Annotated in this window: 13 protein-coding genes; 10 read left to right on the top strand and 3 right to left on the bottom strand. The window is 66.2% G+C overall.

What is annotated here, in order from left to right:
- Position 1: 1 nt before the first annotated feature.
- Entirely contained in the window at positions 2-1759 is a 1758-nt protein-coding gene (locus E1263_RS21575) for a sigma-54-dependent Fis family transcriptional regulator (RefSeq protein WP_202868985.1), read from the bottom strand.
- Between the two features lie 97 nt (positions 1760-1856).
- Between E1263_RS21575 and E1263_RS21570 the strand changes: the two genes are divergently transcribed.
- The 10 genes from E1263_RS21570 (at position 1857) to E1263_RS21525 (ending at position 12152) form a co-directional block, all read left to right on the top strand.
- Positions 1857-2084: a hypothetical protein gene (locus E1263_RS21570; protein ID WP_132170148.1), complete on the top strand. Its 228-nt coding sequence runs from the start codon at positions 1857-1859 to the stop codon at positions 2082-2084.
- A 79-nt stretch (positions 2085-2163) separates the two neighbouring features.
- Positions 2164-3810: a ferritin family protein gene (locus E1263_RS21565; RefSeq protein WP_132170146.1), complete on the top strand. Its 1647-nt coding sequence runs from the start codon at positions 2164-2166 to the stop codon at positions 3808-3810.
- Positions 3811-3813: 3 nt separating this feature from the next.
- Entirely contained in the window at positions 3814-4878 is a 1065-nt protein-coding gene (locus E1263_RS21560) for an FAD-binding oxidoreductase (protein WP_132170144.1), read from the top strand.
- Positions 4875-6059, top strand: coding sequence for a ferritin family protein (locus E1263_RS21555; protein WP_132170142.1), 1185 nt, complete (start codon positions 4875-4877; stop codon positions 6057-6059). The genes E1263_RS21560 and E1263_RS21555 overlap by 4 nt, the downstream gene beginning before the upstream one ends.
- The gene (gene mimD / locus E1263_RS21550; RefSeq protein ID WP_132170140.1) at positions 6056-6430 is read left to right on the top strand and encodes a propane 2-monooxygenase effector subunit MimD; all 375 of its coding nucleotides are present in this window, start codon (positions 6056-6058) and stop codon (positions 6428-6430) included. Before E1263_RS21555 ends, mimD begins: the two co-directional genes overlap by 4 nt.
- Before the next feature lie 14 nt (positions 6431-6444).
- Positions 6445-7488, top strand: a complete 1044-nt coding sequence (locus tag E1263_RS21545) for an amidohydrolase family protein (protein ID WP_132170138.1) — start codon at positions 6445-6447, stop codon at positions 7486-7488.
- Positions 7488-8183 carry an iron-sulfur cluster assembly protein gene (locus tag E1263_RS21540; RefSeq protein ID WP_132170136.1) on the top strand — a complete coding sequence of 232 codons (696 nt, stop codon included), beginning with the start codon at positions 7488-7490 and terminating at the stop codon, positions 8181-8183. The genes E1263_RS21545 and E1263_RS21540 overlap by 1 nt, the downstream gene beginning before the upstream one ends.
- Complete coding sequence (locus tag E1263_RS21535; protein WP_132170134.1) at positions 8180-9205, top strand: NAD(P)-dependent alcohol dehydrogenase; 1026 nt, start codon at positions 8180-8182, stop codon at positions 9203-9205. Before E1263_RS21540 ends, E1263_RS21535 begins: the two co-directional genes overlap by 4 nt.
- Before the next feature lie 26 nt (positions 9206-9231).
- Positions 9232-10926, top strand: coding sequence for a chaperonin GroEL (groL, locus tag E1263_RS21530; RefSeq protein ID WP_238161368.1), 1695 nt, complete (start codon positions 9232-9234; stop codon positions 10924-10926).
- A gap of 26 nt (positions 10927-10952) precedes the next feature.
- A complete protein-coding gene (locus E1263_RS21525) occupies positions 10953-12152 on the top strand; it encodes an ROK family protein (RefSeq protein ID WP_132170130.1) in 1200 nt (399 codons plus the stop codon).
- Positions 12153-12258: 106 nt separating this feature from the next.
- Here the strand turns inward: E1263_RS21525 and E1263_RS21520 are convergent, their stop codons facing one another.
- Positions 12259-13335: a tyrosinase family protein gene (locus E1263_RS21520; protein WP_165956702.1), complete on the bottom strand. Its 1077-nt coding sequence runs from the start codon at positions 13333-13335 to the stop codon at positions 12259-12261.
- 5 nt (positions 13336-13340) lie between these two features.
- Positions 13341-13724: a tyrosinase family oxidase copper chaperone gene (locus E1263_RS21515; protein WP_132170126.1), complete on the bottom strand. Its 384-nt coding sequence runs from the start codon at positions 13722-13724 to the stop codon at positions 13341-13343.
- Positions 13725-14389 lie beyond the last annotated feature (665 nt).

Here is a 14389-nt window from a genome sequence, read left to right as displayed (position 1 = left end):
ACTACTGGATGCCGTAATCGTGGATCTTCCGGTAGATGGTTGCGCGCGACATCCCGAGTGATTTGGCCGCGCGACCCTTGTGCCCGTCGTTCGCCAGCAGGCTCCGGATGATCGCGTCCCGCTCCAGCGCCTCCAGCTGGCTCAGACTGCGCCGGCTGATCGCCTGCACCCGCGCCGGCAGGTCGCCTGGCGCGATCACTCCAGCGCGCCGACGCCGAGCGACGACCTGCTGCAGTACGTGACACAGCTCCGCCGTATTCCCCGGCCACGGCGACCGCATCAGCTGTCGCATGGTGTCCGGTCCGCAGCTCAGCTCGCCATGGCTCAACCGATCGAGGAAGTACGGCACCAGCTCCCGCACATCCTCAATGTGGTGCCGCAGTGGCGGCACATCGACCGTCAGTGGGAACAGCGTGAGCAGATCGCCCAGGTCGGGCGCCTCGCCGTCGTCCGGAGTCAGCGTCAGCACGACCCACGGCAGGCTGGACGGTCGCCGCTCCAGTACGCCGTACAGGGTGTCTACCGTGAAGTCGACCATCCGAGCGTCCAGTCGCTCCGCATGCCTGATCACGAGCGTATGCAAGGTGTCATCGGCCAGCTCGGCCTCGAGCTCCAGTGCGAACCCCGCTGCCGCAGCATCGACCACGCGGAGCGGTCCACCGGCGTCATTCTGCTGATGCGCCGCGCGAGCCAGGGCTACCTTGCCGACACCACGCTCACCGGTCAGCACAACCCACTGCCGAGCCCGGCATGCGTTGTCGGCCTCACGGCTGCTGCCGAGCCACGCCGCGCTCCGGCCGACCAGTCCGGGCAGCAGCGGCCGCGACGGCGGTCGGTGGCTCACCATCGCAGGCGTCTGATCCCCGTCGGTGCCCAGCACCGTCACCTGGATCAGTCCAGCAGTGCCGTGCGCACCGCCCTCGACCGGACGACAGCTGATCCGGACCCAGGTCCCAGACGGCAACTCGGCGGCGACGGAGTCCGCCGTACCTCTAGCGAGGCTTTCGCCTGCATAGCCCAGTACGGCGCGCTGGTCCGCAGCGTCGAGGAACTGGCGCGCCTGGGCGTTCATCATCAGCAGGTCGTCGTCGACCACCATCACCATGTCGCCGAGCCGACGGCTGCTGTTGCGGTAGGCCTGCAGGAGAGCGAGCTCGCGCGTGGAGCTGTCGGCCAGCATCGCCGCCCGGATGTTGTCGGCGGTCGTCTTGGCCAGCGCGATCAGCAACGACCCCGCATCCTTGCGCCAACACGTCAGATCGATCGCACCAACGGTCTTGCCGGTAATCGGGTGTTTGATCGGTACGCCGGCACAGGCGAGCTCCTCAAGGTCTTCCGCGTAGTGCTCGTGGCCGAACACATGCATCGGCCCGCCGCCCTCGAGCGCCGTACCGATGCCGTTCGTCCCCGCGAACTCCTCGGCATAGCTGAAGCCTGGCGCGAGGTGGACCTTGTCGAGGTAGCGGCCGAGGCCGGCGTCGGCCGTCAGCCGTTGCAGGACCAGTCCACTGCGGTCGGTCAGGATGATGGAGATCGCTTGCCCATCGAGATTCTCGTGCAGCTGCTGGAGAACCGGGCGCGCGCTGCGACTCAGCGGCAGCTCGAGGTCGGGATCGGAGATGTACGGCAGCGCGATCCGGTCAGGCGGCAGCTTGAAATGCTGGGAGCGGACCCAGGACGCCAGGATGGACGGACGCACGTCGGAGGAACCGACGGGTTCGAGCGTCAGGAAATTGAGCCTGGCCTTCGCGACATCCATAGGGCCTCCCCACTGGTTCGAGACTAGTGCAATCCGCCACATCGGCAGTCTCAGATTGAGACATCCGTTGTGCCGGGACGGCCTTCCGATGTGAAGCATGAGCGAGACCTACAACCCCTGGACCATCGTCCACGCGGTCTTCGAGCATCTGGCCGCCGCCGGCCTGCATCCGGTTCTCGGCAGCACCGGCAATCCCAGCGAGCCCGCGGCCGAACTGCTGCGCGCTCTCGGAATCGACCCCGACATCCAAGGCGACGAGCGGATCGCCGTTGCCAAACAAGAACGCCTGGCCGAGCTAAGACAGGCCATGTTCGGCGAGCCCTGAGCCGCATCTCAATTTGAGACCTCGCCGGGAACGCCGCGGCGATGTACTTCGAGCAAGCCCAGCCGACGTAAGGAGTGCCATGAGTCGCCAGAGTGTGGCCAAGGCCCACCAGAAGATCCAGGAGTTGTCCTGGGAGCCTGCCTACCACGAGCCGGTCTCCCAGTACGGGACCGACTACACGTTCCAGAAGGCGCAGAAGAAGGACCCGCTGAAGCAGGTGCTGCGGTCGTACTTCCCGATGCAGGAGGAGAAGGACCACCGCGTCTACGGCGCGTCCGACGGTGCCATCCGCGGCAACATGTTCCGGCAGGTGCAGGAGCGCTGGCTGGAATGGCAGAAGCTGTTCCTGAGCATCATCCCGCTGCCGGAGATCTCTGCCGCGCGGGCGATGCCGCTGCTGTTCCGGACCGTGCCGAACCCGGAGCTGCACAACGGGCAGGCCATCCAGATGATCGACGAGGTCAGGCACTCAACGATCCAGCAGAACCTCAAGCGCCTGTACATGAACAACTACATCGACCCGGCCGGCTTCAACTCCAGCCTGCGCAACTTCCAGAGCGACTACTGCGGCACCATCGGCCGGCAGTTCGCCGAGGGGTTCATCACCGGGGACGCGATCACCGCGGCCAGTATCTACCTCACGATCGTGGCCGAGACGGCGTTCACCAACACCCTGTTCGTCGCGAGGCCGGCCGAGGCCGCCGCGAACGGCGACTACCTGCTGCCGACGGTGTTCCACTCGGTGCAGTCCGACGAGTCGCGGCACATCAGCAACGGCTACGCGACGCTGCTGATGGCGCTGGCCGACGAGGGCAACCACCAGCTGCTCGCGCGGGACCTGCGCTACGCCTGGTGGAACAACCACCGCGTCGTCGACGCCGCGATCGGCACCTTCATCGAGTACGGCACCAAGGACCGCCGCAAGGATCGCGAATCGTACGCCGAGATGTGGCGGCGCTGGATCTACGACGACTACTACCGCAGCTACCTGGTGCCGCTGGAGAAGTACGGCCTGGAGATCCCGCACGACCTGATCGAGGAGTCCTGGAACCAGATCTGGAACAAGGGCTACGTGCACGAGGTCGCGCAGTTCTTCGCCACCGGGTGGCTGGCCAACTACTGGCGGATCGACCCGATGGACGACAAGGACTTCGAGTGGTTCGAGTACAAGTACCCGGGCTGGTACGACAAGTACGGCGCCTGGTGGGAGAACTACAACCGGCTCTCGAAGCCGCACGGCAACAAGCCGATCGTGTTCGAGGAGGTCGACTACGAGTACCCGCACCGCTGCTGGACCTGCATGGTGCCGTGCCTGGTCCGCGAGGACATGGTGATGGAGAAGGTCGACGGCCAGTGGCGCACGTACTGCCACGAGATGTGCAAGTGGACCGACGCGACCGCGTTCCGGCCGACTTACCAGGGCCGGAACACCCCGAACATGGGCAAGCTGATCGGCCACCGCGAGTGGGAGACGCTCTACCACGGCTGGAACTGGGCCGATGTGGTCTCCGACATGGGCTTCGTCCGCGACGACGGCAAGACGATGGTCGCGCAGCCGCATCTGGACCTGAACCCGAAGGAGATGTGGACGCTCGACGACCTGCGCAAGTGCCCGCCGCTGGCGAGCCCGAACGTGCTGCTGAACGAGATGAGCGACGCCGAGCGCACCGCTTTCGCCACCCGCTACGTCAAGGGCGGTCCCGGCGGACGTCCCGGCAAAGACTGACAGATGGCCGACAAGCACGTCGTACGGTTCGAACCCGTCGGCATCGAGATCGAGGTGGCGGAGGATCAGACGATCCTCCGCGCCGCGGCCGAGCAGGGCGTGATGCTCATGCACGGCTGCAAGGAAGGGCAGTGCGCGGCGTGCAAGTCCTTCGTTCTCGACGGGGACGACATCGAGCACGATCGGTACTCGACCTTCGCGCTGCCGGACTACGAGCTGGACGAGGGCTACACGCTGCTGTGCCGGGCGCACGCCTATGAGGACCTGACGATCGAGCTCCTCAACTACGACGAGGAGATGATCCGCTCCGGGCTGCCGATCCAGGAGCGGATCGCCGAGGTGGTCGCGATCACCCCGGTCACCCACGATCTGCGGCACCTGGTGCTGCAGCTGACCGGAGACGCCGGCGAGCTGAAGTTCTTCCCCGGCCAGTACGTCGACATCACGGTGCCGGGGACGGATGCCAGCCGCTCGTTCTCTATGGCGAACACGTCCAGCCGGGAGAGCGGTCAGCTGGAATTCGTGATCCGCATCTACCCAGGTGGCAAGTTCTCCGAGTTCCTCGACCAGCAGCTGAGGGTTGGGGACCAACTGGAGCTGACCGGCCCGTTCGGAGTCTTCACCCTGCGGGACAACCCGGGCTCGCGGATCGTGTTCGTCGGCGGCGGGGCAGGGATGGCGCCGATCCTGTCGCTGCTGCGAACCATGTCGGAACGCGGTATCGAACGGCAGGCCACCTACTACTACGGCGCCCGCAAACAGCAGGACCTGTGTTTCCACGAGGAACTGCAAGCGCTTGAACAGTCCCTGCCGGGCTTCCGGTATGTGCCGGCGCTGTCCGAGGAGGAGTGGGACGGCGAGTGCGGGCTGATCACCGATGTGGTCCGCAAACACGAACCGGAGCTGAAGGGCGCGGACGCCTACGTGTGCGGCCCGCCCCCGATGGTCGAGGCCGCGATCCCGTTGCTCGAGGGACTGGGCGTCGTACCGAAGCACATCTACTACGACAAGTTCACCACGACCGGCGACGCCGGTGACCCGAAGGTGCTGGAGGCAGAAAGCCGATGACCACCGCACAGAATCCCGCTCCCGAACGGAGCGTGCCGAAGCCGGTCTTCACCGATGCGGAGGCAGGCGCACGGGTCTTCCCGGACTCGTCGTCGCGGCAGTACAACTACTACAAGCCGCAGAAGCGCAAGCAGAGCGTCTACGAGGACGTGACCGTCGACGTCCAGCCGGACCCGCGGCACTACCTCAGCCAGGGCTGGTTGTACGGCTTCGCCGATGGCCGTGGCGGCTACCCGCTGGACTGGACCGCGCTCAAGGCGTGGGGCCAGGACAAGGAGGCCCCGCAGCGCGGCATCGGCAGTGGCGGGATGTTCCCGAAGGAGTGGCCGGCCACCGGCTGGCACGAGTTCCGCGACCCGAACGAGGAGTGGGAGCTCACCTTCTACCGGAACAACTCGAACGTGGTCCGCCAGGTCAACCAGAACGTCGAGTCGGCCAAGCTGTCCAAGGCGTTCGAGCAGTGGAACCCGAACTGGGTCCGCTTCGTCGAGCAGCACGTCGGTGCCTGGATGCACGTCGACCACGGCCTCGGCCTGTACCTGTTCGCGAACGCCAACCGGCGCGCACCCACCAACATGCACAACAACGCGATCTCGGTGAACAGCATGCACCGGATCCGTGCCGCCCAGGACCTCGCGCTCTACAACCTCACGCTGTCGGAGGAGATCGAAGGCTTCGACGGTACGGCGCACCTGGAGACCTGGAAGTCCGATCCGGCCTGGCAGGGTGTCCGCGACGTCGCCGAGCGACTGACCGGCATCGACGACTGGTGCGAGGCCATCTTCGCCGCGAACATCGTCTTCGAGCCGCTCGTCGGTGAGCTGTTCCGCAGCCAGCTGGTCCAGCAGGCAGCGCCGCGTAACGGTGACTTCGTCACTCCGACGGTGATCGGCGCGGGTGAGCACGACTTCGCCGAGCGCGACCTGCGCTACACCACGGCGATGTTCGAGCTGCTCACCAACGATCGTGAGTTCGCGGACCACAACAAGGCCCTGCTGCAGGACTGGCTGTCCACCTGGACCGCGCTCGCCCTGTCCGCGGCCCGCACGCTGCAGCCGCTGTGGTCGCAGCCGGACGCGAAACCGCCGCGGTTCGAGGACGGCCTCGACCGGGTCAAGAGCAGGTTCAGCGGGATCGTCACCTCGCTAGGCCTCGAGGCACCGAAGGAGTTGGCCCAGTGACAAGCCTCAAGACGACGAGCGAGAGCCCGTTCAAGTCCGACAACACCGCATCGAACAAGTGTGGTGTGACCCTGATGAACAACCAGGTCGGCGCGGTCGTGGCCGAGGTGATGAGCAGTCTGGACAACGTCACCGTGACGCCGCTGCCGTCGATGATCCGGGTCGACGCGACCGGCCGGATGGACTTCGTCTACGACGACATCTCCGAGGCGCTCGGCCAGGAGCCGGGCTACTACGACGCGGCCGAGTTCGAGGAGAACATGTCCACCCACTACGGGCGGATGGTGCACCTCGACGACCGGACCATCATGTTCGCCAATCCCGAGGACGCAGCCGAGTACATCGGCTTCGACCTCTCTGCGACTGAGTAAGGGGGAGATCGCCCGTGTACGAGAAGAACGGTGCGAAGTACTTCGTGGTCGACAGCCACATGCACTTCTGGAACGCCGGACCGGACAACTGGGTGCCGGGCGCCGAACAGTACGCCAAGGGCTGGATCGAGTGCTTCCACGCCTACCAGAGCCTCGGCCCGCAGGAGACGCACTGGACGATCGAGAAGTTCATGAGCTACACCGAAGACGACCTGATGAAGGACGTCTTCGAGGACGGCTATGTGGACGTCGCGGTCTTCCAGCCGACCTACCTGAAGGAGTGGTACGCCGACGGTTTCAACACTACCGAGAAGAACGCCGGCCTCGGTGAGAAGCACCCTGGCAAGTTCGTCCACAACACCCGGTTCGACCCGCGCGACGGTGACAACGGGCTGGCCGAACTGAAGGCGAACATCGACCGGTACGGCTCGATCGGCGTCAAGCTGTACACGGCCGAATGGAACAACGGTTCGCGCGGCTACAAGCTGTCCGACCCAGCGGCGTACAAGTTCCTGGAGAAGGCACAGGAGTGGGGCATCAAGAACGTCCATGTACACAAGGGCCCCACGATCTGGCCGCTCGACAAGGACGCCTTCGACGTCTCCGACATCGACCACGCGGCGACCGACTTCCCGGAGCTCAACTTCATCGTCGAGCACGTCGGGCTGCCGCGGATCGAGGACTTCTGCTTCATGGCGACCCAGGAACCCAACGTGTACGCCGGTCTGTCCGTCGTCATCGGTGGTCTGATGCACGCCCGGCCGCACTTCTTCGCCAAGGTGATGGGTGAGCTGCTGTTCTGGGTCGGCGAGGACAAGATGACCTTCGGCAGCGACTACGGCATCTGGGAGCCGAAGTGGCAGATCGAGGGTTTCGTCGACTGGGAGTTCCCGGACGCGCCGGAGTTCGCGGACTATCCGCGGCTCGGGGTCGAGGGCAAGAAGAAGATCCTCGGGCTGAACGCGGCGCGTCTCTACGACATCAAGGTTCCCGACGAGCTGCAGTTGCCGTCGGCAACACCGGCGGCGCAGGACGACGCGAAGCTGGTCACCCAGTAATGACGACACTCGTCGAGCGGTCCAGGGTGCTGCTTGCCCTGGACCGCGTCCGGGATCCCGAGCTGGATGAGCCGATCACCACGCTCGGGTTCGTTGCGTCCTGCCATGTGTCGGCCGCCGGCGACGTCGCCGTCCGGCTCCGGCTCCCGACGTACTTCTGTGCCGCCAACTTCGCCTTCCTGATGGTCGCCGACGCGTACGACGTCCTGGCCGCGCTCCCGGAGATCCGCTCGGTCGACGTGGTCCTGGAGGACCATTTCGCGGCCGCGCAGATCAACGCCGGGGTCGCCGCGCGGGCCGGGTTCGTCGCGAGCTTCGACGGTGAGGCGGCGGCTGAGCTCGACGAGTTGCGGCGCGTCTTCGTCACCAAAGCGATGCTGGCCGGCACCGACCAGGTGTGCCGGCCATTACTTGCCTCCGGCACCGATCCGGCATCGCTTGCCGGGCTGACGCTGGGCGACGTACCGGAGTCTCCTGAGCTGGACCGGTTGCTTCGTCGGCGCTCGGAGCTCGGGCTGCCTGTTGACGCTGCAGCGCCGTTGCTCATCGACCCGGCGACGGGCGGACCGGTCGCGGCCGCTGGGGCACCGAAGTACTTGGGTTTCGCTCGCCTCACCCGGACGGGGATCGAGGCCAACACCGGGATCTGCAGGGGAATGCTCGCGCACCGGTACCCGGAGGAGGAGCAGGGATGAAGGCCGTTCGACTGCACGGATACCACCAGCAGCCGGTCGTCGAGGACGTACCGGAACCGTCCGTCAAGGGACCGCTGGACGTGGTCGTCAAGATCGGTGGCGCTGGGGTGTGCCGGACCGATCTGCACATTATCGAGGGTCAGTGGGACGCGGCGATGCACCCGCCGCTGCCGTACACGATCGGCCACGAGAACGCCGGCTGGGTCGCGGAGATCGGGTCCGCGGTGACCAACGTCGCCGTCGGCGACACCGTCATCCTGCACCCGACGCCGACCTGCGGACTGTGCCGCGCCTGCCGGGCCGGCGACGACATGCACTGTGTGGCAAGCACCTTCCCAGGCCTCGACAGCGATGGCGGGATGGCGGAGTACCTGCTCACCTCCGCGCGCGCGTGCGTCAAACTCGACCCGAGCACGCGACCACAAGACGTTGCGGCGTTGGCCGATGCCGGTATCACGGCGTACCACGCTGTTCGTAAGGCGATCCCGCTGCTCTGGCCCGGTACGACGGCCGTCGTGATCGGCGCGGGTGGTCTCGGGCATATCGGTATCCAGTGCCTGGCCGCGCTGACCGCGACCCGGATCATTGTGGTGGATCGCAATCCCGAGGCGCTGAAACTGGCCGAACAGCTCGGTGCCGATCAGACAGTTGTTGCTGACGGCAATCAGGTGGCCAAGGTGCAGGAGCTGACCGACGGGGCCGGGGCGCACGTCGTACTGGATTTTGTGGCTGAGCAAGGTGCGGAGCAGGACGGCTTCGCGATGACTGCGCCGGGCGGTTCGTACTTCGTGATCGGGTACGGCGGCCAGGTGCAGATCCCGACCTTGGACATCATCTCCACCGAACGCAACATCATCGGGAACATCGTCGGCACCTTCAACGAGCTCGCCGAACTGATGGCCCTGGCGCAGGCCGGCAAGGTCACCCTGCACACCCGGGCCTATCCCCTCGACGCGGCCGCTGAGGCGATCGCCGATCTCGACGCCGGCCGGGTTCGTGGCCGGGCCATTCTCGTCCCCTGAAAATTCAGCGCTCATTTCTGGAGGTTTTGATGGCCAAGGAACTGCGGTTCGGCACGGAGGCCCGCGCGCTGCTGCTGGCGGGAGTGGATCAGCTGGCGGATGCGGTGAAGACGACACTCGGCCCGAAGGGGCGCAACGTCATCCTGGAGAAGATCACCGGGTCACCCGTGATCACCAACGACGGGGTGACGATCGCCCGGGAGATCTTCCTCAAGGACCAGTTCGAGAACATGGGCGCGCAACTGGTCAAGGAAGCCGCGATCAAGACCAACGACATCGTCGGTGACGGCACCACGACGGCGACCGTGATCGCGCAGGCGATCGTGCACGAGGGCATGACGGCGATTGCAGCGGGCGGCAACCCGGTTCTGGTGAAACGCGGGATTGACCTTGCCGTGGGCAAGCTTGTCGAGCGGCTGCGCGAGGTAGCGCATCCGGTGCAGACCGAGCTGGACCTGGCCCGGGTGGCTGCGATCTCGGCCAACGACGACGACCTGGTCGGCTCAGTGATCGCGAAAGCGCTCTACACGATCGGGGACGGCGGAATCGTCACGGTCGAGGAATCATCGACGTACGGGATGCAGGTGGACTTCGTCGAGGGGTTCGAGTTCGAGAACGGGTATCTGTCGCCGTACATGGTGACCGATCCGGGCAGCATGCAGGCGGTGCTCGACGATCCGTACATCCTGTTGTGCAGCGAGAAGATCACCAAGATCCAGGAGATCATGCCGCTGCTGGACAAGATCATGCGCGCGCCGCGGCCGCTGGTGATCATCGCGGAGAGCCTGGAGGGAACCGCTCTCTCGATGCTCGTGCACAACCATGTGAACGGGCTCTTCAAGTGTGTCGGCATTCGAGCGCCCGGCTTCGGCGACCGGCGGCTGCACAAGCTGGAGGACATCGCGGCGATCACGGGCGGCGCGGTCTTCAGTCGGCACTCCGGGTTCACCCTGGAGACGATGACGCTGGATCAGCTGGGCCGTGCGGACCAAATCCGGGTGAACGCGGATCGGACGGCGATTGTCGCGGAAGGCGGGCACGAGAAGGCGGTCGAGTTCCGGCTGACGCAACTGCGCGCCGAGCTGGAGCGAGCGGCGTACGGGGTTGACGAGGATGTGCTGACCGAGCGGATCGGTGCGCTGTCGGGGCGGGTTGCGGTGATCCGGGTTGGGGCGCCGACACCGGCTGAGCTCAAGGAACTGCAGCACCGGGTCGAGGACGCACTCTCGGCGACTCGCGCCGCGATGGCCGAGGGGATCGTTGCGGGTGGCGGGATGGCGTTGCTGCACGCGGCTTCGGCGCTCGACGGTCTGGATGTGAAGGACGACTACGCCATGGGAGTCGCGATCGTACGGCGTGCGCTGAGCGAACCGGCGTACCTGATTGCAACCAACGCCGGCTACAACGGCGCCGAGGTCCTGGAGCGTACGTCGGCCATGGGGGTGGACGACGGTTTCGACGCGCTCGATGGTCGCTACGGCAACATGCTGCAGATGGGAATCGTGGACCCACTCCGTGTTGCCCGGTCGGCGCTGCAGAACGGTGCTTCGGTGGCTGGGCTGCTGCTCACCACCAACACCTTGATCGCCGAGGAGCAGACGCCGTGGGGCGGTAGCGCGGCGCTGATGACCGAGTTCGGCCCATTGGACGAGGGTCTGCATCAGCCGTCGCCCGACTCCAGCACGCCGCAATCGCTGGGACTCGGCCCGTCGGTCGGCTAAGTCAATCGATCGAATAGTCTCAGTGGGTGCCTCAGGACGGACGATCAGGTGACTCCTCGCTGCTGCGGAAGCTCAATGCCTCCGCGGCACTAGGAGCGTTCCTGGAAGCGGAGTCACTGACGCCGCGCGAGCTGCGCGCTGTCGTTGGCGTGTCTCGGCCCACTGCCGAAGAGCTGCTGGCCGGTCTGATCGCGGAGGGGCGAGTCGAGGAGACCACTCCCCCGCGGCAGCCGGCCGCCGCCGTTCGGGGTGCTGGCCGCCCTGCGCGGCACTTCCGCTTCCGGGCCGAGTCCGGCTATGTCAGCGGGATCGACATCGGCGCTCACAAGGCCCTGGCCGTCGTCACCGATCTGCGCGGCAACACCCTTGCGACCCAGCGCGTCGAGTTGGACCCCTCACTTGAGGCGCTCCCCCGAGTGCAGGCCGCTATCGACATCACCCGGGCGAGCTGGCAGGAAGCCGGACTCGGGCCGGAAGACATCACCGGTGCGGCGTGTGGGGTGACCGGCGCGCTGCGCGCGGGTGGCGGCGTCCAGGACGTCCGTCGCGGCCCGATCGGGTCGGAGCTGGCGGTCTACTCGCTCCCCGGCTTCACTGAGGTCGACGTGGTGGCAGAGTTGTCTGCTGGTCTCGGCGTACCGGTGGCCGTGGGGAATGACGTGAAGCTCGCCGCTCTCGCCGAGCACTGGAAGGGCGTGGCGCAGGGCCACCGCGACATGGTCTACATGTTCGCCGGCCACCGCGCCGGTGCCGGTGTGCTGATCAACGGCCAGGTCCACCAGGGCCACCACGGCGCCGCTGGCGAGATCGGCACGTGGCCCGCCCTGGGCTGGGAGGTCGCGGTCGACGCACTGCACGCCCGCGGCGCCGAGCTCGCGGCCGCCGCTGGGCTCCCCGCTGGGCGCGAGGGCGAGCTCGTCATCGCCTCGGCCGCCTTGCAGGACCCGTCGAGCCTGCACGTCCTTCTGGAGTTCGCCAAAGTCCTTGCCCGCGGCGCCGCCGTACTGGCGTTGGCTGTCGACCCTGAGGTGGTCGTCCTCGGCGGCGGTATGTCCCGCGGTGGCGCGATCATCGCCGAGCCGTTCCGCCGCGAGCTTGCCAAGCTGATGCTGGTCCCGATCGAGGTCTTGAGCTCCAGCATGGGCGCCGACTCAGTAGCGCTGGGCGCGGCGCGGATGGCGCTCGATACGGTCCTGGCCGACCTTCTCGCCGTACCGGGGTCTTAGCTGCGGTAAGCATCAGCCCAGTCGCCGACTTGGCCAAGGACCTCCCGGCATGAGTTGACACATCAACCCAAGTATAGGGCGGTGGCCACCCACGCCGGCCGGTCGCTTACCGGTAGGTGTAGCTGATCCGTCCGGCTTGGGGGTGACGGATTCTGGTGGTGTCGATGAGGGTTTTGGCTGAATGCGTGGACCAGGGCCCGAAGGTATCGGCGTAGCCGAGGATGCCGTTCCCACCGATCAAGGGAAGGTAGGGGGCTTCGGCCGGGTTCTCGCGGCGCTGTTTGGCCTGCCAGTCGCACCAGATCTTGTCCACGAAGCTGTGGTGAAACCAGAAAGCCGGGTCATTCGGTGAGCCCGCGCTACCCATGTGGCCGGCGAGCGCCATGTGGGGCATGCCGTGCTGGTCCGACTCGAAGCGCGCCGCGAAGACGTCGTACGTGGCGGTGTCCATGACGTCGAGCAAGCCGAGACCGCGATCGCGGAACCATTCCCCCTCCTGTGCGCGCCGGGCCTCCATCTCGGCCTTGGTCTCGCGATGATGGAACGGCAAGGCTGAACCGAGCGGCCGGTCGAAGTCGCGGATCAGGAACGGCTCCTCGTCAACCACTTGATGGACGAGCCAGATCTCCTTAAGTGCCGCCGGCAGATCGCGGAGCTTGTTGTTGAGCTCCGCCCAAATGGCACCGCTTTCTTCAGCAGGAAGGTCTCTGATCTTCCCGGCAGCGCGCAGCTTGGTCATCGATGCCTCGGACAACAGTTCCGGAAGACGGGAGTCGGGCACACCGAATCTTCCAGTCTGGACCTGCCCGAGCAGACCCGTGCCGTTGCCGCCGAGCCATTCAGGAACCCAGGGACTGGCCGTAGCGTCCCGGTCGACGATCCAGTTCCAGTAGGGCACCGAGATGTACGGCTTGCCGCGAGCAACGGCCGTCCGGTTGAGCGCGATCTCGAACTCGATCAGGAACTGACGGTGCCACGGGAGAAAATTCGGCGAAGCATGCGCGATCCCGCTGAAGAACGCGTCGTAGTGTGTCGCGACGAAATCGCCGTGGACGGTGCCGTGACTGTTGGCCGGATGTGGCTTCGCGGACGGTGTCTTCTTGAGCTCCAGAACGGCATCGAGAAAGCGGTCCCGCTCGGCGGGGGTGCAGTTGCGATGGTCCTTGCGGACGTACGTCGGCATGTCCATCACCCGCCGTGGTGGTTGTGGTGGGCGACCGCGAGCTGGGCTCCCTGAAGGTGATCGACCGCCAGACACGCAACCTCGCGAAGGGAGGTCGCTCGTTGATAGTGGACGACCGCACTGACATAGCACCTGTCCGGGCGCCGCATGACATGCAAGGGGCGCCCGTCGATCTGGACCGCCGACATCGGCAGATGCCCTACGGCCTGGTCGTACGCCACCGACCCCTGAATCCGCCGGCCCTTGTAGATCTCGTCAAACACCTCCGCGGCCGCGGCCGCCGGCTGGCTGCCCCAGGTCGCTGCCACGGTCCCCGTAACAGCGACAGCACCGACCGCCCCCGCCCCGGCAAGGAAGGTCCGGCGACTGATCTGTCTCAAATGATCCACGTCCGTTCGATCTCGTTGTTCGTTCAGTCGGTCTCCCTCTAGACGGACGACGATGCCGATCGGTTGACAGAATTTATAATGAACTGGGTATCAGATCTCAACAATTCGCGGTCGGTCGGCTTCGGTGGTGAAGGCGGCGCTTGGGTGCTGGACCCAGGCCAGGGGGCCATGACAACTATCCGGCGGAATTGGAAGCCGCCGGTTCCCAGGCCGAGGGTGGCTACCGCGCCGAGGCTGTGGTGGAGGTACTGCTTGGGTTCCCGGCCGCGGAGGCTGGCTACGAGGTTCTTTGCCAGCAGTTTCCCTTGCCGTACGGCATTCTGGGCGTTCTGGGCGTTCTGGGCGTTCGGCACGGTGAGTGGTCCGGGGGCGGCGAGGTCCGGGATCGCGGCGTCGTCACCGGCGGTCCAGGCGTCCAGGCGTCCAGGACGACCGCGTCGTCGGTGCCGACGCGGAGGTCGGCGGGTTCGGGTGGGGTACTGCCGATGCGTGTTGTGCAGCTGGCCTGGTGTCGGGGTTTCTGCTCACGATGGTGTGGCTTGCGGTCGCTTGCCTGTGCCCGATCTGGATCGGATCGGGGGCGGCTGGGAGCAGGCCTGGAGGGTCTAGCGGATCTGGGCATGGGTAGGTGCTCCACATGGCGGGGCCGCGTGGAGCTTGGGTGG

The organism is Kribbella antibiotica, assembly GCF_004349055.1.
GTDB classification, from domain to species: domain Bacteria; phylum Actinomycetota; class Actinomycetes; order Propionibacteriales; family Kribbellaceae; genus Kribbella; species Kribbella antibiotica.
The sequence above is the reverse complement of the archived record's forward strand: the minus strand, read 5'-3'. Positions and strand labels throughout refer to the sequence as shown.